The sequence below is a fragment of the Methylobacterium sp. J-043 genome, from assembly GCF_022829505.1.
GTDB classification, from domain to species: domain Bacteria; phylum Pseudomonadota; class Alphaproteobacteria; order Rhizobiales; family Beijerinckiaceae; genus Methylobacterium; species Methylobacterium extorquens_A.
This window is the reverse complement of record NZ_JAKSYB010000034.1, coordinates 19614-42595: the sequence shown is the minus strand read 5'-3', so window position 1 is coordinate 42595 and position 22982 is coordinate 19614. Positions and strand designations below refer to the sequence as shown.

17 protein-coding genes and 1 tRNA gene are annotated in these 22982 nt (G+C 68.0%); 14 read left to right on the top strand and 4 right to left on the bottom strand.

The window, feature by feature from the left end; genetic code table 11:
• Positions 1-130 precede the first annotated feature (130 nt).
• The 9 genes from MKK50_RS06900 (at position 131) to MKK50_RS06860 (ending at position 11690) form a co-directional block, all read left to right on the top strand.
• The gene (locus MKK50_RS06900; RefSeq protein ID WP_253370431.1) at positions 131-2548 is read left to right on the top strand and encodes a penicillin-binding protein 1A; all 2418 of its coding nucleotides are present in this window, start codon (positions 131-133) and stop codon (positions 2546-2548) included.
• Between the two features lie 293 nt (positions 2549-2841).
• Positions 2842-3954, top strand: a complete 1113-nt coding sequence (gene sfnG / locus MKK50_RS06895; protein WP_499021313.1) for a dimethylsulfone monooxygenase SfnG — start codon at positions 2842-2844, stop codon at positions 3952-3954.
• Between the two features lie 273 nt (positions 3955-4227).
• Positions 4228-5487, top strand: coding sequence for an SfnB family sulfur acquisition oxidoreductase (locus tag MKK50_RS06890; protein ID WP_499021312.1), 1260 nt, complete (start codon positions 4228-4230; stop codon positions 5485-5487).
• A 159-nt stretch (positions 5488-5646) separates the two neighbouring features.
• On the top strand, positions 5647-6297 hold the full coding sequence (gene paoA / locus MKK50_RS06885) for an aldehyde dehydrogenase iron-sulfur subunit PaoA (protein WP_499021310.1): 651 nt from the start codon (positions 5647-5649) through the stop codon (positions 6295-6297).
• 13 nt (positions 6298-6310) lie between these two features.
• A complete protein-coding gene (locus MKK50_RS06880; RefSeq protein WP_499021309.1) occupies positions 6311-7285 on the top strand; it encodes an FAD binding domain-containing protein in 975 nt (324 codons plus the stop codon).
• 11 nt (positions 7286-7296) lie between these two features.
• Positions 7297-9534 (top strand): molybdopterin cofactor-binding domain-containing protein, encoded by a 2238-nt coding sequence (locus MKK50_RS06875; RefSeq protein ID WP_499021307.1) that lies wholly within the window; start codon positions 7297-7299, stop codon positions 9532-9534.
• 126 nt (positions 9535-9660) lie between these two features.
• Positions 9661-9915, top strand: a complete 255-nt coding sequence (locus MKK50_RS06870; RefSeq protein WP_499021305.1) for a hypothetical protein — start codon at positions 9661-9663, stop codon at positions 9913-9915.
• 108 nt (positions 9916-10023) lie between these two features.
• On the top strand, positions 10024-11364 hold the full coding sequence (locus MKK50_RS06865) for an NCS2 family permease (RefSeq protein WP_499021304.1): 1341 nt from the start codon (positions 10024-10026) through the stop codon (positions 11362-11364).
• 131 nt (positions 11365-11495) lie between these two features.
• The gene (locus tag MKK50_RS06860; RefSeq protein WP_499021303.1) at positions 11496-11690 is read left to right on the top strand and encodes a hypothetical protein; all 195 of its coding nucleotides are present in this window, start codon (positions 11496-11498) and stop codon (positions 11688-11690) included.
• On the opposite strand, the gene MKK50_RS06855 is transcribed toward MKK50_RS06860, so the two are convergent.
• The 3 genes from MKK50_RS06855 to MKK50_RS06845 form a co-directional block, all read right to left on the bottom strand.
• Positions 11679-12710, bottom strand: coding sequence for an LLM class flavin-dependent oxidoreductase (locus MKK50_RS06855; RefSeq protein ID WP_499021302.1), 1032 nt, complete (start codon positions 12708-12710; stop codon positions 11679-11681). The genes MKK50_RS06860 and MKK50_RS06855 overlap by 12 nt on opposite strands.
• A gap of 345 nt (positions 12711-13055) precedes the next feature.
• Positions 13056-13682 (bottom strand): hypothetical protein, encoded by a 627-nt coding sequence (locus MKK50_RS06850; RefSeq protein ID WP_499021301.1) that lies wholly within the window; start codon positions 13680-13682, stop codon positions 13056-13058.
• Positions 13683-14589: 907 nt separating this feature from the next.
• Positions 14590-14853, bottom strand: a complete 264-nt coding sequence (locus MKK50_RS06845) for a hypothetical protein (protein ID WP_499021300.1) — start codon at positions 14851-14853, stop codon at positions 14590-14592.
• Positions 14854-15163: 310 nt separating this feature from the next.
• On the opposite strand from MKK50_RS06845, the gene MKK50_RS06840 reads away from it, so the two are divergent.
• A complete protein-coding gene (locus tag MKK50_RS06840; RefSeq protein ID WP_499021299.1) occupies positions 15164-15388 on the top strand; it encodes a hypothetical protein in 225 nt (74 codons plus the stop codon).
• Positions 15389-15576: 188 nt separating this feature from the next.
• Here the strand turns inward: MKK50_RS06840 and MKK50_RS06835 are convergent, their stop codons facing one another.
• The gene (locus MKK50_RS06835; protein ID WP_499021298.1) at positions 15577-16746 is read right to left on the bottom strand and encodes a dimethylmenaquinone methyltransferase; all 1170 of its coding nucleotides are present in this window, start codon (positions 16744-16746) and stop codon (positions 15577-15579) included.
• A 411-nt stretch (positions 16747-17157) separates the two neighbouring features.
• Here MKK50_RS06835 and MKK50_RS06830 point away from each other — a divergent pair, with 411 nt between their 5' ends.
• The 4 genes from MKK50_RS06830 to MKK50_RS06815 all read left to right on the top strand — a co-directional run bounded on the left by MKK50_RS06830 (position 17158) and on the right by MKK50_RS06815 (position 22703).
• Positions 17158-18792 (top strand): glucan biosynthesis protein D, encoded by a 1635-nt coding sequence (locus MKK50_RS06830; protein ID WP_499021296.1) that lies wholly within the window; start codon positions 17158-17160, stop codon positions 18790-18792.
• Positions 18793-18865: 73 nt separating this feature from the next.
• Positions 18866-21028, top strand: a complete 2163-nt coding sequence (gene mdoH, locus MKK50_RS06825; RefSeq protein ID WP_499021294.1) for a glucans biosynthesis glucosyltransferase MdoH — start codon at positions 18866-18868, stop codon at positions 21026-21028.
• Between the two features lie 134 nt (positions 21029-21162).
• A tRNA-Ser gene (locus MKK50_RS06820) sits at positions 21163-21252 on the top strand.
• Positions 21253-21416: 164 nt separating this feature from the next.
• On the top strand, positions 21417-22703 hold the full coding sequence (locus MKK50_RS06815; protein WP_499021293.1) for a tyrosine-type recombinase/integrase: 1287 nt from the start codon (positions 21417-21419) through the stop codon (positions 22701-22703).
• The last annotated feature ends 279 nt before the right edge of the window (positions 22704-22982 follow it).

The following is a 22982-nucleotide window of genomic DNA, read 5'->3' as shown; positions in this document are numbered from 1 at the left end:
TACGGGGCTCGACGAGCCCCCGTCCGCTTGCAAGAAGCGCGGCCGCGCGGGGCCTCACCAGTGCCCGCGGCAGGCCCTCGCGCCCGGCCTTCATCGGCGCGCAGCGGACGAGCGACGGAACGGACCCCGGATGCGTTTCATCCTGCGATTCTTCGCCTTCCTGTTCTCGGCCGGCGCGGTGGTGTTCTGCCTCGCCGCCGCGGCCGGCGCGTTCTTCTACTGGAAGTACAGCCAGGACCTGCCCGACCACGCCGCGCTCGCCAACTACGAGCCGCCGGTGATGACCCGCGTCCACGCGGCGGACGGTTCGCTCCTGGCCGAATACGCCCACGAGCGGCGCCTCTACCTGCCGATCCAGGCGATGCCCAAGATCGTCGTCGCCGCCTTCCTCTCGGCCGAGGACAAGAACTTCTACAAGCACGGCGGCATCGACCCCGAGGGCATCGTCCGCGCGATCCTCACCAACGCCCAGTCCGGCAAAAAGCAGGGCGCCTCGACCATCACCCAGCAGGTGGCCAAGAACTTCCTGCTCTCGGCCGAGCAGACCTACGACCGCAAGATCAAGGAAGCGCTGATCGCGCTGCGGATCGAGTCGGCCTATTCGAAGGACAAGATCCTCGAACTCTACCTCAACGAGATCTTTCTCGGCACCATCGTTCCGGGCCGCAACCTGCACGGCGTCGCGGCGGCGGCCCTGGATTACTTCGGAAAATCCGTCCACGAGCTGACGATCAACGAGGCGGCCTATCTCGCCGCCCTGCCCAAGGGGCCGAACAACTACCACCCCTACCGGCGCACCCAGCAGGCGTTGGCGCGGCGCAACGAGATCATCGGCCTGATGGCCCAGAACGGCTACATCACCGCCGAGGAGGGTACCGAGGCCAAGAAGCAGTCGCTCGGCGTCAACCCGCGCGTCGCCTTCCCGAACGCGGCCAACGCCAACTACTTCACCGAGGAAGTCCGCCGCGAGATCTCCGAGCGCTACGGCCAGAGCAAGCTCTACGAGGGCGGCCTGTCGGTGCGCGCCACCCTCGACCCGAAGATGCAGGCCTGGGCGCGCAAGGCGTTCATCGACGGCCTCGTGCGCTACGATCAGGGCCGCGGCTGGCGCGGGGCGGAGCATAAGGTCGATCTCACCGGCCGCGACTGGGGCCAGGCGGTGGCCGAGATGCCCGCGCTCGGCGACATCGCCCCCTGGCGGCTCGCCGTGGTGCTGAACACCAATGGCGGCGTGGCGCAGATCGGGCTTCAGCCCAAGCGCGAGGCCGGCGGCACCCTCTCGAAGGAGCGCGAGACCGGGGCGATCACCGCGGAAGGCGTGAAGTGGACCGGCCGCGCCGTCGCCACCGCGGTCAAGCCCGGCGACGTGGTCTATGTCGAGGCGATCGACCCGGCCAAGGGCACCTACCGCCTGCGCCAGAAGCCCGAAGTCTCCGGCGCCATCGTCGCGATGGACCCCTATACCGGCCGCGTCCACGCCATGGTCGGCGGCTTCTCCTACGAGGAATCCGAGTTCAACCGCGCGACCCAGGCGATGCGCCAGCCCGGCTCCTCGTTCAAGCCGATCGTCTACTCGGCGGCGCTCGACAACGGCTACACCCCGTCCTCCGTGGTGCAGGATGCGCCGATCACCATCGAGGCCGGCCCCGGCCAGGAGGCGTGGTCGCCCTCGAACTACGACGGCAAGTCCGGCGGTCCGCATACACTGCGCTACGGCATCGAGCACTCGAAGAACCTGATGACGGTGCGGCTGGCCAAGGATATCGGCATGCCGCTGATCGCCGAGTATTCCCGCCGCTTCGGCGTCTACGACGACCTGCTGCCCGTGCTGCCGATGTCGCTGGGTGCCGGCGAGACCACGGTGATGCGCATGGTCACCGCCTACTCGATGCTCGCCAATGGCGGGCGCCGCATCCGCCCGACGCTGATCGACCGCATCCAGGACCGCACCGGCGAGACGATCTACCGCCACGACAACCGCAAATGCGTCGGCTGCGATGCGGAGAAGTGGTCGGGCCAGGATGAGCCCAAGCTCGTGGACGAGTCCGAGCAGGTGCTCGACCCGCTCACCGCCTACCAGATGGTCTCGATCATGGAAGGCGTGGTCCAGCGCGGCACCGCGACCCTGCTCAAGCAGATCGGCAAGCCGCTCGCGGGCAAGACCGGCACGACGAACGACGCCAAGGACGCGTGGTTCGTGGGCTTCTCCCCCGATCTCGCGGTCGGCGTGTATCTCGGCTTCGACAAGCCGCGCTCGCTCGGCGACCGGGCGACCGGCGGCGGGCTCGCCGCCCCCATCGTCCTCGACTTCCTCAAGGTGGCGCTCAAGGACAAGCCGCCGACCCCGTTCCGCGTGCCGGCGGGAATCAAGCTGATCCGCGTCAACGCCTCCTCCGGCACCCGCGCCGGCTCGGGCGAGGGCGGCGGCACCATCCTGGAGGCGTTCAAGCCCGGCACCGCCCCGCCGGACTCCTATGTCGCCCCGTCCGCTCCCGCCGCGGTGCCGCCCGATGCGGGCGCCGCCGCCCAGGCCGGCGGCGTCTACTGAAGCCCGTCCACCACGAACCCGGTATCGACAGAGAGCCGCCCCACACGGGGCGGCTCTTTTCGTTTCGGCGTGCTCCCGATGGTGGATCGTATTCAACGACAACGATCTTCGCCCGGATGCGGTACGGCGAAGAACGAGCTTTCGCGATGAGCTGAAAATACGCCCGATCATTCCTTTGACGGCGTGCTGTTCCGCAGCAATGATCCAACACGACGAGATGACGTGACAGCAATACCTGTCATCGCCTCGAACTGTTCCAGATCAACGCTTCTCAAAGCGAGCGCCGCGCCACCATGTCCGTCCGCAACGCATCCTCCTCGCCCGAGCCGATCCGCTTCGCCTACTGGGTGCCCAACGTCTCGGGTGGCCTCGTCATCAGCAAGATCGCGCAGCGCACGAGCTGGGATGCGGATTACAATCGCAAGCTCGCGCAGATCGCGGAAGCCGCGGGCTTCGATTACGCGCTGACCCAGATCCGCTTCACCGCCGGCTACGGCGCCGAGTACCAGCACGAATCGGTGGCCTTCAGCCACGCGCTGGCCGCCGCCACGACGCGGCTGACGGTGATCGCCGCGATCCTGCCCGGCCCGTGGAACCCGACGCTCGCCGCCAAGCAGATCGCCACGATCTCCCAGCTCACGGAGGGGCGGATCGCGGTCAACATCGTCTCGGGCTGGTTCTCCGGCGAGTTCCGGGCGATCGGCGAGCCCTGGCTCGATCACGACGAGCGCTACCGCCGCTCGGAGGAGTTCATCCGCTCCCTGCGCGGGATCTGGACGCAGGACGCCTTCAGCTTCCGCGGCGATTTCTACCGCTACACGGACTACACCCTGAAGCCGAAGCCGGGGCCGAACCTGCCGGAAATCTTCCAGGGCGGCTCCTCGCGCGCGGCCCGCGACATGGCCGCCCGCGTCTCCGATTGGTACTTCACCAACGGCAACACCCCGGAGGGCGTGCGGGCGCAGGTCGCGGATCTGCAGGCCAAGGCCCAGGCGAACGGCCATTCCGTGAAGGTCGGCGTCAACGCCTTCGTCATCGCCCGCGAGACGGAGGAGGAGGCCCGCGCCGTCCTTCAGGAGATCATCGAGAACGCCGACCCGGACGCGGTGAAGGCCTTCGGTCACGAGGTGAAGAACGCCGGCAAGGCTTCGCCCGAGGGCGAGGGCAACTGGGCGAAGTCGAGCTTCGAGGATCTCGTCCAGTACAACGACGGCTTCAAGACCAACCTGATCGGCACGCCCGACCAGATCGCCGAGCGCATCCTCGCTCTCAAGGATGCCGGCGTCGATCTCGCGCTGCTGGCCTTCCTGCACTTCCAAGAGGAGGTGCAGTATTTCGGCGAGCACGTGATCCCGCGGGTCCGCGCGCTGGAAGCCGCCCGCGAGCGCCGGGCCGAGGCGGCCTGACCCTTACGCCATCAGCCGCATTTTCCCTCTCCCCGAGCGGGGAGAGGGCCGCGACGACCCTGTGGTCGGCGCGGCAAGGCGGCAGCCGAGGGTGAGGGGGCTTGGCCGGAAGGGCTCATCCGGAGCCGCCCCCTCACCGCCGCTCCGGCTTCGCCTCCGCTTCCCGCAGGCACGACAAGGTGCCTGCGGGCCTCTCCCCGCGTGCGGGGGGAGGGGGGCGCTTCCGACAGGACGCAGCCAGCCATTCTTCCCTCCATCGACGGAGACCGCTCCATGACCATCGCCGTCAATCCCACCACGGCCGAGGCCGGCAGCCGGCCGCAGGGCGTGCCGGGGCCCGCGCGCCCCGCGACCCCGGCCCACGTCATCCGCGACGACGCCGAGGCGATCCGCATCGCTCACGAGCTGGCGAAAGCTTTCCGCGAGGGCGCGTCCGAGCGCGACCGCACCAATGCCCGGCCGCTCGCCGAGCTCGACGCCTTTTCCCAGAGCGGCCTGTGGTCGATCAACGTGCCGCGGGCCCATGGCGGGCCGGAGGTCTCCTATAAGACGCTGGCGCAGGTGATCGCGATCATCGCCTCGGCCGACCCCTCGATCGCGCAGATCGCGCAGAACCATCTCGGCATCGTCGCGGCGGTCCGCACCGTCTCCGATCCGGAGCAGCAGGCGCTACTTTTCGCCGAAGTCCTGAAGGGCACCCGCTTCGGCAACGCCTTCTCCGAGCGCGGCACCAAGCGCGCCGCCGAGTTCGAGACCCGCTTCACCGATCACGGCGACCACGTCATCGTGCGCGGCCAGAAATTCTACTCGTCGGGCGCGCTCCTCGCCCATCTCGTGCCGATCGTCGCCCTCGATGGAGAGGGCCGCGCCTGGTACGCCATCGCCGAGCGCGATGAGCCCGGCCTCACCGTGATCGACGACTGGTCGGCCTTCGGCCAGCGGGGGACGGCCAGCGGCACCGTCATCATCGAGGACGTGCGGGTGGAAAAAAGCCACCTCGTGCCGGGCTACCGCGCCTACGAGGCGCCGCGGGCGGACGGCGCCATCTTCCAAATCATCCAGGCTGCCGTCGATGCCGGGATCGGCCGCGAGGCGCTCGACGACACCATCGACTTCGTGCGCGAGAAGGCGCGCCCCTGGATCGACAGCGGGGCGGAGCGGGCCTCCGACGACCCCTACACCATCCGCACCATCGGCGACCTGACGATCCGCCAGCACGCGGCGGAAGCCCTGCTCGACCGGGCCGGGCTAGCCATCGACGCCGCGCTGACCAACCCGACCGCCGAGAGCGTGGCGGCGGCCCAGATCGCGGTCGCCGAGGCCAAGGTGCTGACGACCGAGACCGCGCTCGCGGCCGCCAACATCCTGTTCGAACTCTCCGGCACCCGCTCGACGCTCGCCGAGCACAACCTCGACCGCCACTGGCGCAACGCCCGCACCCATACGCTTCACGATCCCGTGCGCTGGAAATACGCGATCATCGGCAACCACGCTCTCAATGGGGTGAACCCGCCGCTCCACGCCTGGAGCTGAGGCTTCCGATCCGCCGGGCAGACCGCGCCGCTGCGCCATAGGGGCGCGGGCTCGCCTCGGATCAACTTGAGCGCTGTCGCGTTCCGCCTGTCAGATTTCGATCCATTCCAGACTGGCCGCCACACGCGGCCGGTCCGGATGCGCGGGACGGCAGGCCTGATGACGGACCATTCGACGAGAGACCGACGCTTCGATCCATCGCGCCGCACGGTGATGGGAAGCTGCGCCGCGCTGGCGACACTGGGTGCTTCCCTGCGCGGCCGGGCGGAGGCGGCCCCGGTGGCGGTCGATCCGCAGCCGCAGACCATGCCGGTCTCGCTCGAGATCAACGGCACCCGGCACAATCTCACCCTCGACACCCGCACGACCCTGCTCGATGCGCTGCGCGAGCATCTCGACCTCAACGGCTCGAAGAAGGGTTGCGACCACGGCCAGTGCGGCGCCTGCACGGTGCTGGTGAACGGCCGGCGCATCAATTCCTGCCTCTCGCTCGCGGTCATGCACGAGGGCGATTCCGTCACCACCATCGAGGGGCTGGCGGGCGGGGACACCCTGCACCCGCTCCAGGCCGCCTTCCTGCACCATGACGGCTACCAGTGCGGCTACTGCACGCCGGGCCAGATCTGCTCGGCCGCCGGCATGTTCTCGGAGATCGAGGCGGGCTGGCCGAGCCACGTCACCGACGACCTGACGCAGAAGGCCTCGCTCACGGATGCGGAAATCCGCGAGCGGATGAGCGGCAACATCTGCCGCTGCTCGGCCTATCCCAACATCGTCGCGGCGATCCGCGACGCCAGCACCAAGATCTGAGGAGGCGAACCCCATGAAGGCTTTCGCCTATGAGCGCCCGGCCACGGTTCAGGACGCCGCGCGTCTCGCCGCCGAGCGGCCCGGCGCCCGCTTCATCGCCGGCGGCACCAACCTGCTCGACCTGATGAAACTCCAGATCGAGACGCCCGCGACTTTGATCGACGTCAACCGCCTGCCGCTGGCCGAGGTGACCGACACGGAGGAGGGCGGCCTGCGCATCGGCGCGCTGGTGCGCAATTCCGATCTCGCCGCGCATCCGCGGGTGCGCAAGGACTACGCGGTGCTGGGCAAGGCCCTGCTCGCGGGTGCTTCGGGCCAGTTGCGCAACAAGGCGACCACCGCCGGCAACCTGCTGCAGCGCACCCGCTGCTACTATTTCTATGACACGACCAAGCCCTGCAACAAGCGCGAGCCGGGCTCGGGCTGTGCGGCCATCGGCGGGTTCAACCGGATCATGGCGGTGCTGGGGGCGAGCGATGCCTGCATCGCCACCAACCCCTCCGACATGAACGTGGCGATGCGCGTCCTCGATGCCACCGTCGAGACGGTCGATCCGCAGGGCGCCAAGCGCAGCATCGCGATGGCAGACTTCCACCGCCTGCCCGGCGACACTCCGCAGATCGAGACCGACTTGAAGGCCGGCGAACTCATCACCGCCGTGACGCTCCCCAAACCCGTCGAGGGCGTGCACCTCTACCGCAAGGTCCGCGACCGGGCGTCCTATGCCTTCGCCACGGTCTCGGTCGCCGCGATCATCGCCAAGGGCGAAGGCGACAAGCCGAAGCTGGCCAAGCTCGCCTTCGGTGGGCTGGCCCACAAGCCCTGGCGTGTCGAAGCGGCGGAGGCTGCGCTGGTCGAGACCGGCTCGGCCGATGCTGCCGCCGACCGGGTGCTGGAAGGCGCCCGCGGCCAGGGCACCAACGACTTCAAGATCCCGCTCACCCGCCGGACGCTGCGCGCCACCGTCGCCGAAGCCCTGCGAGCCTGAGGAAATCCGCCATGGACATGAACCAGCCGATCGGCGCGACGCCCCTCGACGGTAAGCCGGACGGGCTCGTCGGCCGCCCCATCGACCGCATCGAGGGGCGCCTCAAGGTGACGGGCGCTGCGCCCTACGCCTACGAGACCCGCGACCTGAAGAACCCCGCCTACGGCTTCCTCGTCGAGGCCGGCATCGCCAAAGGCCGCATCCGCAGCCTCGACGTCTCCGCGGCCAAGCGCGCGCCGGGCGTGCTCCTCGTGATGACCCACGAGAACGTGCCGGAGCAGGGTGAGAAGAAGGAACAGGTCTACCCGCAATTGCAGGGCACCGAGATCCGCTTCCACGGCCAGCCCATCGCCTTCGTGGTGGCGCAGAGCTTCGAGCAGGCCCGCGCGGCGGCTGCGCTGGTCAAGGCCGAGTACGATGTGCAGACGCCCGAGGCCTCGCTGAAGGCGGCCCGGCCTACGGCGATCGAACCGAAGCCGGCGCAGACGCAACCGGACTCCAAGCTCGGCGACTTCGACGGCGCCTTCGCCGGCGCCCCGGTGAAGCTCGACGTCGAATACACCACGCCGGTGCAGATCCACGCGCAGATGGAGCCGCACGCGACCATCGCCTCGTGGGAGGCAGGGCCGGACGGCGAGCGCGTAACCTTGTTCACCGCCAACCAGATGCTCAACCGCGGCCAGACCTCACTCGCCTCGGTCCTGAAGCTAAAGCCGGAGAATGTGCGGCTCGTCTCGCATTATGTCGGCGGCGGCTTCGGCGCGAAGCTCCAGCCGCAGCCCGAGGCGATCCTGTCCGCGCTGGCTTCGAAGAGCCTCAAGCGCCCGGTGAAGGTCGCCCTGACCCGCCAGCAGGAATTCCACGTCGCGACCCACCGTAGCGACACGATCCAGCGCATTCGCCTGGGCGCCGACGAGAACGGGCGGCTCACTGCCATTGCCCACGAATCCTGGTCGGCCACCGCGCCGGGGGATCCGTTCTACGAGACCTCGGCCGTGGTCACCCGCTCGCTCTACGCGGCGCAGAACCGTCTGACCCGGCACCGGCTCGCCAACCTGAACGTGCCCATCGCCTCCTCCATGCGGGCACCGGGCGAGGCGGTCGGCCAGCTCGCCTTCGAATGCGCCATGGACGAGTTGGCCGAGCAGCTGAAGGTCGACCCGATCGAGCTACGCATCCGCAACGAGCCGGAGCAGGATCCGGAGAAGAAGGTGCCGTTCTCCACCCGCCAACTCGTCGCCTGCATGCGCGAGGGTGCCCAGCGCTTCGGCTGGGACAAGCGCGGCGCCACGGGCACGACGCGGGACGGGCAGTGGCTCGTCGGCATGGGCATGGCGGCGGCCTCGCGGCTCAACCCGCTGATGCCCTCGCAGGCCGGGGTGCGCCTCAACCCCGACGGCACGCTGACCGTGCGGATGGCGATGACCGATATCGGCACCGGCACCTACACCATCCTGGCGCAGATCGCGGGCGAGATGATGGGCCTGCCGGTCGAGCGCATCCATGTCGAGATCGGCGATACCGCCTATCCCAAGGCGGCCGGCTCCGGCGGCTCGTTCGGCGCGGGCTCGGCCGGCTCGGCGCTCTACGTCGCCTGCGACAACCTCCGCCAGGCGCTGCTGCAATCGGCCGGCATGAGCCCGGAGGGTGCGGTGTTCTTGGAAGGGCGCGTCACGGCCGGCAACCGATCGGAGGCGCTGACGGATCTGGCCGGGGCGCAGGGCGTCGAGGCTAAGGGCGAGATCAAGCCCGGAGCGATGAAGGAGAAGTTCTCGCAGCACTCCTTCGGCGCGCATTTCGCCGAGGTCGGGGTCGATATGGACACCGGCGAGATCCGCCTGCGGCGGATGCTCGGCGTGTTCACCGGCGGGCGCATCCTCAACCAGAAGACCGCCCGCTCGCAGGCGCTCGGCGGCATGATCTTCGGCATCGGCGCCGCCCTCATGGAGGCTGCCGAGACCGACACCCGCTACGGTTACTTCGTGAACCACGATCTGGCCGAGTACCACGTTCCGGCCCATGCCGACGTGCCGGCCATCGACGCGGTGTTCCTGCCCGAACTCGACGACAAGGCGAACCCGTTGAAGAGCAAGGGACTCGGCGAGGTCAGCATCTGCGGCGCCGGGGCGGCTCTGGCCAATGCCGTCTACAACGCCACGGGTCTTCGCATCCGCGACTACCCGCTGACACTCGACAAGGTGATCGACGGCTGGAACGAGCGGGAGGGCGCGGCCCAGCGCCGAACCTGATTCCTTTCGCCCCATCCCGCGCGGACGGCACCCGGATTGCGGATCGTGATCCGGGTGCCCAGGTCGGAGTCGCTGTTCCTGCAAACATCGTCCGACCGGCTTGGGCCGGAATGTAAGTCCCCCTCCATGACCCGTTTTTCGATCCTCGCCGCGCTCGTCCTCGGCAGCATCACACCTGCCGCCACCGCGATGGCGCAGACCTTCCCGAACGACGAGGCGTCGGCGCGCTACCGGCAGCTCATCCAGCAGCTTCCGCCCTCCGAGCGCCCGCGCCCGCACGATCCGCGCTGGACCACGAACGCGCTCAGCCCCAGCGTCGGCCGCTTCGGCCTGCCCCTGTCGGGCCCGGCCTCCCGCGGCGGGATGACGGCCGTTCGCTGAGCCTTCAGACGGACACGGCGGGCTGACGCGCTTGCGGTGACTGGATTGCTTCGCGGACCCTTGCGATGACGGTGCGGAACCGATCATCCGGGAAGGGGCCGTGAGGCAATGGACACCGAGCGGGACACGTCCACCGCGCCGCCGAACCTGCTGGAGCGCCTGTTCCAGCTCCGCGCGCACGGCACCACGGTCCGCACCGAACTGCTGGCGGGGCTGACCACCTTCCTCACCATGGCCTACATCGTCTTCGTCAATCCGAGCATCCTGGCCGATGCGGGAATGCCGAAGGGCTCGGTGTTCGTCGCCACATGCCTCATCGCCGCGCTGGGCTCCCTCGTGATGGCGTTCGTCGCCAACTGGCCGGTGGCGCTGGCGCCGGGGATGGGGCTCAACGCCTACTTCGCCTACGTCGTCGTCCAGGGCATGGGCTACACATGGCAGGCGGCGCTCGGCGCGGTATTCATCTCCGGCCTCTGCTTCCTCGCCGTGACGCTGACGGGCCTGCGCGGGATCATCGTCGCGGGCATCCCGCGCTCCATGCGCATCGCGCTCACCGTCGGCATCGGGCTGTTCCTGGCGATCATCGCGCTCAAGAACGCGGGCGTGGTGGCCGCCAACCCCGCCACCTTCGTGACGCTGGGCGACCTGCGCCAGCCCGGCACGGTGCTGGCCGCCCTCGGCTTCCTGATGGTGGCGGTGCTCTCGGCGCGGCGGATCAAGGCGGCGCTGCTCCTTACCATCCTGACGGTGACGGGTCTGAGCTTCGTCTTCGCCGGCAACGCCTTCCAGGGCATCGTCTCGGCGCCCCCCTCGCTGGGCCCGACGCTGTTCGCCCTCGACATCCCCGGCGCGCTCACCGGGGGGCTCCTCAACGTCATCCTCGTGCTGTTCCTCGTAGAACTGTTCGACGCCACCGGCACGCTGATGGCGGTGGCGGGCCGCGCCGGCCTCCTGCCGGAGACGGGGCGCTCGGCCGCGCTCGACCGGGCGCTGATGGCCGATTCCGCGGCGATCTTCGCCGGCTCGCTGCTCGGCACGTCGAGCACCACCGCCTATCTCGAGAGCGCCGCCGGGGTGGAGGAGGGCGGGCGCACCGGGCTCACCGCCGCGACCGTGGCCGTGCTGTTCCTGGCCTGCCTGTTCTTTGCGCCGCTCGCCGGCTCGGTGCCGGCCTACGCCACCGCGCCGGCCCTGTTCTACGTCGCCTGCCTGATGCTGCGCGATCTCACCGCGCTCGATTGGGACGACCTCACCGAAGTGATCCCGGCCTGCGTCACCGCGCTCCTGATGCCCTTCACCTATTCCATCGCCAACGGCGTCGCCTTCGGCTTCATCACCTATGCGGTCCTGAAGGCGCTGACCGGGCGCGCCCGCGAGGTGAAGCCTGTGGTGTGGGTGATCGCGGCCGTGTTCCTGTTCAAGTTCGTCGAGAGCGGCGGCGCGCACTGATCTTTCCACCGGCCGAACGACGTTTTTCAAGAACAAGTCGGTATCCGCGGGATCGGCGGCACGATCCGTCAAGGAATCCCCGCCACGATCAGGCTGTCCACGCCCGCCGGGCCCGGCCCTGGATACCGGCCATGATCAAGCACACCGGCATCGCGATCCTTCTCGGCCTCGGCGGCTTCGCCCTGGGCAGCATCATCGCGCGGGTGACGGAGAAGGCGGGCGCCCTTCCGGCCGGGATGACGGAGGCGCCGCCGGCCCTGCGCCACATCTCGCAGCTTCTGCCGCCGCCCGCCGCCGGGAAGCCCGCGGCCCGTTCAGGCCGCTGAGCGCGCGGGCGGGGCTTGCACCGCCAGAGCGCCATGCGCCTCGGCAAGGATCGCGTAGGAGGCGAGCCGCGCCTCGTGGTCGTGGATGGCCGAGGCCACCATGACCTCGTCGGCGCCGGTCTCGGCCACCAGCGCCTCCAGCCCGGCGCGGACGGTCTCGCGCGAGCCCACCAGCGCGCGCGCCAGCATCCGCGACGCCTGCGCCTTCTCGGCCGGGTGCCAATACGCCTCGATGTCGTCGATCGGCGGGGGCAGGAGGCCGCGGGTGCCGCGCACCAGCCGGGTGAATTGCTGCTGCACCGTGGTGAACAGGCGCTGCGCCTCCGCATCGGTCTGCGCCGCGACGACGTTGACGCCCACCATGGCGTAGGGCCGCTGCAACTGCTCGGAGGGCTGGAAGCGGGCACGGTAGGCTTTGAGCGCCGGCAGCAGCGCATCGGGCGCGAAATGCGAGGCGAAGGCGTAGGGCAAGCCGAGCGTGCCGGCGAGCTCCGCCCCGAACAGGCTCGAGCCGAGGATCCACAGCGGCACCTTGAGGCCGGTGCCCGGCACCGCCTGAACCGACTGTCCCTCCCGCGCCGGGCCGAACAGGGCCTGCAATTCGAGCACGTCCTGGGGAAAGCGCTCCGCCGACTCGTACGTGCGGCGCAGAGCGCGCAGCGTCAGCCCATCGGTGCCCGGCGCCCGGCCGAGCCCGAGATCGATCCGGCCCGGATACAGCGATTCCAGCGTGCCGAACTGCTCGGCGATCACCAGCGGCGCGTGGTTGGGCAGCATGATCCCGCCCGCGCCGACCCGGATGCGGTCGGTGCCCGCCGCCACGTGGCCGATCACCACCGCCGTGGCGGCGCTGGCGATGCCGACCATGTTGTGATGCTCGGCGAGCCAGAAGCGGCGGTAGCCGAGCCCCTCCGCGTGCCGGGCGAGACTGACGCTGTTGGCAAGCGCCCGCCCCGGCGTGGCGCCCTCCGGGATGAAGGCGAGATCGAGGACGGAGAGGGGCGGCGGGGAGGAGGACATCGGCAAGTCGCGCACCTTCGCTTCGCGCCCGTGCGGGCGGCAAAATCTGTTTCCCCTCGATGCGGACAGATCGTGTGCAGGGTGGCCCGGCGCAAGGAACAGGGCGCTCTTGAATGGCCATGGTATTAAAGCTCTGCAGGTTACCGCTCGAAGTTGTAGGGAAGCCACCCAACATACGAGAGTGCGATAGTGCAATTTGCAAAGAAAAATAGGACGACAGCGATATGCAGTCTTTTTGATATTTCACCTATAGGTTGATTGATTTTCCAGGACCGCCATTAAGCAGCGATTCAATTCGGCAAGCATAATTTAATAATAATGTTTTATATATTAGTCAGAAAAAATCTATCTAGTTAAAGCGGCCATGATGGTCACACAGACTGCCGTTATAGCAATACAAATAGGCACAACGAATCTAATTTTCAGCCGACGCTCGGCAGCCATTTTCTTGTTCAGCTCTTCACGAGCTAAATCAAGCCGATTTGCTGTACTGGAAAGGTCTCTGAAAAATGATTTATGTCGCTCATGATCTAAATCGCGATTATCACCAACCTCTCGAGGCTGATTGAGCGATCTTTCTGCTTCTTTCCTTTTTACGAGTATATCTTGCCAATCCTTAACAACATCCCCAATTGTTACCAACTGATAGTTGCTCTTGAATAAATCTATCTCCCGCAGAGCAATTTGAATGCCGGCCTCCGCCGCTTCATATGTAGCTCTTTGAGCATGTCTAATGGCTTTGCGCAGTTCTTCGACGTCGCAGGCTGAATTAGACGACCCTATAGAGTGCAGCAGGTGATAGCCAACATACCGCATTTCATTTATAGCGGGTATACCGGCCTCATCCCTGAAATTTTGCACCTCTTTACAGAACTCATCGGCCCTGATGTATTCCGCTTTGAGGTGAATGACCAATTCGATCGGGTCGCTACTCGTCAGAGGCGCCGAAGCTGGTGCGCTTGAGTCGCTCATTTTCGGCGTCTATGTCTTTCTTTGTGTAATAACGCCCCTGTTGCAGCAAAATGTTGCCGTGCGAACGAGCCCCGACAACGCTTCGCGCAATCGCTTCCCTATCCCTTTTTGTGGATGAGGGAGGAGATGGAGGCAACGCAAAAACACTGATGATTTTTTTTAACATGCTCATAATGCGTAGCTTCGCGTTTAGCGGTTCGCCTTGGGGGCGAGTTGACACGCCACTGCCGAAACGGTTGCGGGTACGCGCAAACACGATTCCACCCCCTCGTACGATTAGGAGTGGAACCCTTCGCTATATGCCTTGCCAAATTGCTCCAACAATGGCAAGGCGCAAAAAATAAGCTGAGCTGTTACCCGTAATCCACGCCCCTCCACAGCTACCTCAACGATTTTGTGCAAGGTTGCTGCATGATACCGCTTGGCCTCCATCAGGTGCGTACAACTCTGGTGAGGCGAACCTCGATTTTGTAGATGCATCGAGCGAGCGAGGGTCAAAGCCGTGGAGGCGGTCGCCGCCGCCGACAAGAGGGAGGCGAAGCGAAAAAAGAGGGCTTGCGCGCCGTGCGCGAACCGTCCTAGCCTCTCTTCACAGGCGCTGCGGCGCCGTCCTGAGACAAGGAGGTTGGCCATGAAGCATCACGGCATCACCGTCTCCCCTACGCGCACCGCCGACGCGGATCAGGACACGCCACCCAACCAGGATCGGCAGGGATAGTGGCTCCCTAAACGCTGCGACAGGTCGAGTTCCCCCGCCGGTCCGAGGGCGAGGCGGCAGCTCCCATCGCGCGAGAGAGTGTGGCCCCTGCAAAAGCCCGTCGGCGAAAGCCGGCGGGTTTTTCATTGCAGCGATCCGAGCGCCCGGATCGCCGGATCCGGGCGCCTCTTCAACGTTGGCGGAAGAACATCAGCGATCTTTGGTCTTGGTCGTGCGCGAGTCCTGGGTCTTGTTGCCGTCGGACCCGGCACTGGTGCCGGGATTGGAGGAATTGGGCGCCGAACCGGCCGTGTCGCCCGCCTTCATCTTGTCGGCCTCCCGGGCGGGGGATGCGCTGTTCTCCGGCGTGGCGGAGGTGCCGCCGGCCGCGCCACCCGAAGTGCCCTGCGCAAGAGTTGGCCCTGTGAGCGCCGCGAACAGCGTCGTTGCCGCAATGATCGTCGAAATTCGCATCTGACTCTCCGTACTGAAGGTACGGGCAGAACCTCGCTCGAAAATCGATGTTCAATAATTTCGCAGGAATCAGGCAGTATTATTCTTATATTTCCATCAATATGCCAATATGTATTACGATTATGCCGATTATTCCCGACCTCATCTTGGAAACAATCTTCGGCGGGCGAACACACCGAGATGGTTGGACGTCGACTTGTCCGATGCGTGGCCGGGATGCGCGGACTCGCTCTGGAATTGTCCTGCTCTTTCATCACGGCGCGGGGCTTGCAGGGACCGCTCCGACACCCGCTCGGAGATCGGCCGCCGGATGCCCCTCTTTCATTTCGAGCTGTGCCGGAACGGCCGGGCGGTCGGCCGGACGGAGACGCGCGATTGCCCCGATTGCGGCATGGCCTTCCGCGCCGCCCGCGACATGATCCGCACCCTGCGCGAGGCCGACACCCTGCCCGACGGCGCCCGCGACCACACGCTGCGCGTCAGCTACGTCGATCATTCGACGCTGTTCGACCTGCCGTTCAACCTGGGGATCTGAGAGCGTTCTCGGTCGGCTGGCGCCTCACTGCGCTCCCCAACGAGGGGGAGACGCAGACACATCCGAAGCAATCAGCCGAAGCGGTATGAGACGGCATCCACTTGGTAGCTTCGGTGTCTTCGCCGTCACAGCGAGCGGAGCAAGGCCGTCCGGCGGCGCTGCGCCCTACGACCGCGCGAGGGGGCGGGTCAGCCCTTCCAGTTCTTCAACGCGGCGAACGGGCTGCCGGACAGGTCCGGGGGCGGGGGGTTGAGCACCGGCTCGACCTGGGCGACCGCGTCCTCGCGGGAATGCGCGCTGCCCTGGGGCAGCTTGCCCCCGGCTGCGTCGCGGTGGCCGCCGCCGCGGAAGGCGCGGGCGCCGTCGAGCGCCGTGCCGTCGATGGAGCGGAACGAGAGCGTGCCCGCCCGCTGCACGTTGACGACCCGCTTGGCCCGGCCCGCCTCCATCACCTGATCGGAGACCCGCTGGAAGGTGCCGGAATCGAGGCCGAAGGAGAGCAGGGTGCCGTCCGAGAGGCGGTGGAACAGCGCGTCCGAGCGGGCGAGCGCCCGGGCGAGGCGCTGGCGCGCGGTCAGCGTCGGATCGTCGCCGGTCTCGTCGGCGAGGAGGCCATCGACGAGGCGGGCACGCAACTCGCCCGAGCGGCGCTCCAGCTCCGCCGGGGTGGCGCCTGCCCGCAGCAGGCCGGCCGCCGCCATCAGCAGATCGGAGACGAAGCGGTCGTGCCAGGGGTGGCTCGCCGGCACCAGGGTCGAGACGCTGTCCCAGAACATCTCGTCGAGGGCGAGACCACCGGCGAAGGCGGGTTCGCCCTTCTTCCACAGGTCGAGCGCCTCGACCGACTCGATCAGCGCCGCGAGGTCGGCCGCCGCCGTCTCTCCGGGCACCTTCGCCTCGGGCGCGTAGAGGGCGCGCTGGTCGTGGGTCATCCGCGTGGCGCAATGCGCCTCGTCGATGAGCACGAACACCTCCGGATCGCTCAAGTCAGCCCGCAGCAGCCCCGCGCGCTCCGGATCGGGCGCGACCTCCAGGTTCTGGCGCTTGAGCTGATCGATCGAGGAGGCGTGGTGGTCGAGCACCACGAGGCGGTGATGCGCCCCCTCCGCCCGGCCGCGGTTCATCGCGGCGAAGCGGCGCAGGAAGGCGATGGTCGGCTCCTCCAGCCCGAGATCGGTCATCAGCAGCGTCTCGGCGGCGACCGCGCCGCGCAGGCGCTTCAGTTCGTCCTCCACCACCGGGCCGACATCGGAATAGCGGGCGACATGCACCACCCGCGACACGTCCGCAAAGGCGGCGGCCACCGTCGAGGCGCCGTAGCCGTCGAGGTCGTGGTGGGTGATCTGCGTGACAATCATCGGCAGAATCATCGTCTCAAGGCTGGACAGGAGGCTCGCGGGACGCGAGACGGCGGGCACCGCTGACGCGGCGTGCGAGATCCAGGCCTCTTACGCCGGCTGGCCCCGGAAGGTCCACGGGCCTTCGTCGGCTCCGGGCTCGATGCCTTCTTTCCTGCGGCGCAGCGCCCGGCAACGGAAGCGGTGGCAGACGTGCCGCGAAGTCCGGGCAAAGCCGGCAACCTTAACGCCCGGTTCAGGCGTTAAGATCCTATCTGCGACCGTTCCTCACGCCGAGAACGCTCCGAGACGAACAATGTCTCACCAAACGCCCGGTCTTCGATCGTCTCCCCTCCGGGCCCGGCGGCGCAGCGGGCGTTTCTTGAGAAATGCGATGACTTTGTGACGATGACCGTGAGAGCCGACGAGGGAATGACGCATCCGACCGACTTTTCGACCCGCGATGCGGGTTCGGCGCCGATCGACCGCCGCCGGCTGCTCGGCGGGGTCGCGGCCGGTGCCGCCCTGGCCCTGCTGCCGGGCCGGGTGCAGGCGCAGGCCGCGCCGCCGGCCCTTCCCGCGGCGGGCTCGCCCTTCTCGGATGCCACCGTGCCCGACCTCGCCCGGGCGCTCGGCAACCGGCCCTTCGCGGCCCAGGCTACGAACGACGTCCCCGACGCGCTCAAGAACCTGTCGCGGGAAGCCTACGAGGCGATCCGCATCCGGCCCGAGGCGCTGATCTGGGGCGGCGAGCCGCACGGTTTCGCCGTCGAGCCGATGCCGCGCGGCTTCTACTTCACCGACCGGGTCGCGCTGTTCCTCGTCGAGGACGGCGTGGTCCGCCCCGTCGTCTACGACCGCGCGCAGTACGACGCGGGCTCGGAGGCGGGCGCCGCAGCCCTGCCGGAATCCGGGCGCGAGCTGGGCTTTTCCGGCCTGCGCATCCGCGCGCGCTTCGGCGAGGGGCACCAGGATTTCGCGGTGTTCCAGGGCGCCTGCTTCTACCGGCTGGTGGGGCAGGGCCAGGAATTCGGCGTCGACGGGCGCGCGCTGATGCTGCGTCCGGCCGACCCGCGCGGCGAGGAATTCCCCCGCTGGCGCGCGCTGTTCGTCGAGCGCCCGAAGACGCCCGACGGCCCGCTGGTGATCCACGCCCTGATCGATTCCGATTCGCTCGCCGCGGCGCTACGCCTGGAGCTGCGCCCCGGCGAGACTTCGACCGCGGCGATCACCGCCACCCTGGTCACCCGCAAGGCGGTCGATCACCTGGGCTTAGGCGGCATGCAGGCGCCGTTCCTGTTCGGCCCGCACGACCGGCGCGGCGCGGACGACGCCCGGGCGGCGGTCTACGCCGCGGGCGGCCTGCAGATCCGCAACGGCGGCGGGGAGGCGATCTGGCGCCCGGTGCGCAACCCGGAGACGCTCCAGATCTCGGGCTTCCTCGACAACGGCCCGCAGGGCTTCGGCCTGATGCAGCGGGACCGTTCCCCGGCGACCTTCGAGGACGACGCGCACCGCTGGGAGCGCAGCCCCTCGCTCTGGGTCGAGCCGGGCGAGCCCGGGGGGCGCGCCGAGGGCCTGTGGGGGGAGGGCGCCGTGACGCTCCTCGAGATCCCGAGCGATTCGGAAGTCAACGAGAACGTCATCGCCTATTGGCGGCCGAAGGCGGCCGTGCCCGCGGGCCAGGAGGTCCGTCTCGCCTACCGGCAGAACTGGGGCCGCGCAGAAGCCCCGCCCTCGCCGCAGGGCGGCCCGCTCGCGCGGGTCACGAGCACGCGCAGCGGTCGCGGCACCGCCAATCCCCGGCGCCTGTTCCTCGTCGACTTCACCGGCGACGGGTTGTTGACCGCCGAGGGCGCCCTCGTGCCTCTTGAGACGGTGCTGATCGCCGGCCCCGGCCGGATCGTCGAGGGCGCGACCCGCTGGATCGCCCATCCGGAGACCCGCACCGTCCGCGTCGCCTTCGAGCTCGATCCGGGCAGCGAGCGGGCGTGCGAGTTGCGCCTTGCCCTCAAGACGGAAGGGCGACAGATCACGGAAACGTGGCTGTACCGCTGGACGCCGTAATCCCGTGTGAGCGCCGCGCCGACCCCTTGCTGACCCTTTGCCGGCCCCTTGCCGACCCCTCGCCGGAGCAACGATGCCCGACACCGCCGATAGCGCCTCGACCGTGATGGACCGCCCCGTGGCGCACCGGGCCGAGGCGCGGACCGAACCGGCCGCCATGCCGCCGCGCGCACAGCTGGCGATGCCGGTGCAGGATCTGCGCACCCGGCCCGCGACGCGCCGGGACGGCGGCGGCGGGCCGCTGGCGGCGCGCCTGTTCGTGTTCGGCGGGGCCGCCGCCCTCACCACCTACGGCGCGTGGCAGATGTACGAGGTGATCTCGGTCTCCGGCGGCGCGACCTGGCTCCAGTACGTGCTGCTGGTGCTGTTCGTCCTGAACTTCTCGTGGATCGCGCTGGCCTTCACCGGCGCGCTCCTCGGCTTCGCGACCCTGCTGCGGCGGGACAAGCCGGCGCCGCTGCCGGCGGCACTCGCCACCCGCACCGCCATCGTCATGCCGGTCTACAACGAGGGCAGCGCCCGGGTCTTCGCCGGGCTCCAGGCGATGCATGAGGAAGTCGAGGCCACCGGCCTCGGGCGCCATTTCGACTGGCTCGTGCTCTCCGATTCCACGCAAGCCGACGCCTGGGTCGCCGAGGAGCGCGCATTCCTGGATCTGCGCGCCGAACTCGGCCCGGAGGCCCGGCTCTACTACCGCCACCGGGCAAAGAACCATCACCGCAAGGCCGGCAATATCGGCGATTTCGTCACCGGCTGGGGTGCTGCCTACGATCACATGCTGGTGCTCGACGCCGACAGCCTGCTCACCGGCGAGTGCATCGTGCGGCTAGCCGCCGCGATGGAGGCCGACCCGCAAGCCGGCATCATCCAGAGCCTGCCGCTCATCATCAACCGCAACACCCTGTTCGCCCGGCTCCAGCAATTCGCCGCGCGCATCTACGGCCCCGTCATCGCCACCGGCCTCTCGGTCTGGTCGGGCCGCGACGGCAATTACTGGGGCCACAACGCCATCATTCGGATGCAGGCCTTCGCCGAGGCCGCGGGCCTGCCGGACCTCAAGGGCCGCCCGCCCTTCGGCGGCCACATCCTCAGCCACGATTTCGTCGAGGCGGCGCTGATCCGGCGCGCCGGCTGGGGCGTCACCATGCTGCCGCGGCTCGAGGGCTCCTACGAGGAGAGCCCACCCTCGCTGATCGATCTCTCCGTGCGCGACCGGCGCTGGGCGCAGGGCAACCTCCAGCACGCCCGCGTCATCGGCGCGGCGGGCCTCGCCCCCGCCTCGCGCCAGCACTTCGCCACGGGCATCGCCGGCTATGTTGCCTCGCCGCTCTGGCTGGCGCAGCTCGTGATCGGCATCATCATCGTGCTGCAGACCGCCTGGGTACGCCCGGAATACTTCTCCGCCGAGTTCGGCCTCTATCCGGTCTGGCCGCGCTTCGACCCGGTGCGCGCGCTCCAGCTCTTCGCCCTGACAATGGGCATCCTGCTCGCCCCGAAGTGTTTGGGACTGATCCTGGCGCTTCTGGACGGGAAGACCCGGCGGGCGAGCGGGGGCGCGGGACGGCTGACCCTGTCCTTCCTGATCGAGATCCTGCTCTCGGCGCTGATCGCGCCGATCGCGATGCTGGTCCAGTCGGGCTCGGTGTTCCAGATCCTGGCCGGGCGCGACACCGGCTGGAACCCGCAGCGGCGCGACGACGGCTCGATTCCCCTCTCGGACATCGTGCGCCGCCACCGCTGGCACACCGGCCTCGGCCTCGTTACCGGCGTTGCGGCCTTTGCCATCGCCACCTCCCTGTTCCTGTGGATGTCGCCGACGATCCTCGGCCTCGTGCTGGCGATCCCGCTCTCCTGGGCGAGCGGGCAACTGGCGCTCGGGCTCGCGCTGAAGCACCGCGGCCTGCTGGTGACGCCGGAGGAGCAGACCCAGCCGCCCATCGCCCGCCGCGCCGGCGAACTCGCCCGCCGCAACGAGGCCCGCGCCTTCGACGACACCGACGCGCTGGCCGCGCTCCACGCCGACCCGAGCCTCGCCCGCGCCCACGCGACAATGCTGCCCGAAGGCACGCCCCGACCGCGCGGGACCATCGACGCCGACCACACGCTCGCCCGCGCCAAGATCGTGGAGGCGGAAACCCTGACCGAGGCGCAGGCCTGGCTCACCCCGAAGGAGCGCTTCGCCCTCCTCCACGACCGCGCCCTCCTCGACCAGCTCACCCGCCTGCGGCCGGCCTAAGCCCGGCTCTCCGTCACCGCCCTGCGCAGCCGCACCGCCCGGATCCGCACATCGTACATTGACGCTGATCCCCGCGGGGCCATAGACAAGCCTGTGACGCGACGGCGCGCGTGATTGCGCGCCGTCGCGGACGGGGAAGGGTGGCCGAGTGGTTTAAGGCAGCGGTCTTGAAAACCGCCGTGGGGGCAACTCCACCGTGAGTTCGAATCTCACCCCTTCCGCCAGTTTTTCGATCTGCATGGTCATGCGTGGTTTGCCGGGTTGTCGAACCCGTTGATGCAGCACCATATTCTCCGGTGACGTGGTCGCGTGGGGGTATGTCAGGACCGCCAAGGATACGCGTCATGCTTGGGCAAATGCTTGGGCACTCTCGTACCGGGATCGGACCATGCCCACCATTAACAAGCTGACCGCAAAGCAGATCGTGACCCTCCCCCTCGGCCTGCACAGCGACGGCGGAAACCTCTACCTGTCAGTGCGCCCGGGCGGATCACGCCAGTGGGTGATGCGCTATCGGTTCGGCGGGCGACAGCGCGAACTTGGGCTTGGAGGAGCTGGCTCCCATGCGCTCACGCTCGCTGCCGCGCGGACGGCGGCCGAGGAGATCCGCTCGCAAATCCGTCAGGGCGTCGATCCGTTGGCGAAACGTGAAGCGGACGCGAAGGTGTTGCGCATTCCGACCTTCCGGGAGGCTATGGACGATTTTATCAAGCGTAGCGAAAGCACTTGGAAGAGTAAGAAGAGCGCCCCGCAGTGGCGGGCCAGCCTCGACACCCATGCTGCGGCTCTGATGAAGCGGCCTGTCGATCAAATCAACACGAGCGACGTTATCGCCGTCCTCGACCCAATCTGGAGCCGCTTGCCTGAGACCGCGAAGCGGGTTCGCGGACGGATCGAGGCAATCCTATCGATGGCTAAAACGTGCGGCTTCCGCTCCGGAGAGAACCCTGCCGCCTGGCGCGATAACCTCAAGAACGTGTTCCCGGCCAAGCCGAAGCTCGTGCGTGGCCACTTCAAGGCGATGGATCACGACGAGATCCCAGCCTTCATGACCCAACTACGCGCCACCGATTCAATGAGCGCACTGGCGCTGGAGTGGATCATCCTGACCGTCCTGCGCCCAGGCGTCGGCGTAAGCGCGCGCTGGTCGGAAATCGACAGGAAGAGCGGAACCTGGACGATCAAGGCGGAGCGTATGAAGAGCCGTAAAGAAGCGGCTCTCGTCGGCGAAGATCATGTTGTGCCACTCTGCGACCGCGCCCTCGACCTTCTCGATCGAGTGGAGGCACTCCGGCTCACGAACAAGGGCGATGAGCTTCTCTTTCCGAGCCAGAAGCTCAAGCCACTCTCTTTGACGGCGCTCGAACACTGCCGTGAGAGGATGGGTGTTTACGTGACGACTCACGGCTTCCGCGCGACCTTCCGGACCTGGGCCAGTTCCGCCACGTTCCACGAGGTGGAACTGGCTGAGAAGGCGCTCGGCCATCTGGTCGGAGACGAGACCGAACGCGCCTACAACCGTGGCCACCTTCTCGAAAAGCGACGACGGCTGATGGCCGATTGGGCAGACCACTTGGCCGGCACCCTGACCCCGAAGAAGAACCCGTTCGTCATCCAGGGCAGCGCGATCCCACGGCAGGTCGTCGATGAGATGCGCAGACGCTGGGCACGTTGAGGCCGGCAGAAGCATCCACTCGGCAGGATCCGATGTCCCCCGGGACGACGAGATGCCGCTCGGCAGCGCGCATATCCTTCCTAGCTTGACAGTTAGCTGATGCGGCCTACCTTCGATTGCATGGAAGTGCGCGCGGCGTTTTATCGGCGGCAGGGCAAAGCGGCTGGTACAACTTGGCGTCTGAGCCAAACCGTAAGCATGGCGGCCCCTCTGAGCGACTGTTCCGGACACGATTGCGGCTGACAGAACAACCCGCCTAGCAAACATAGAAGCGGACTG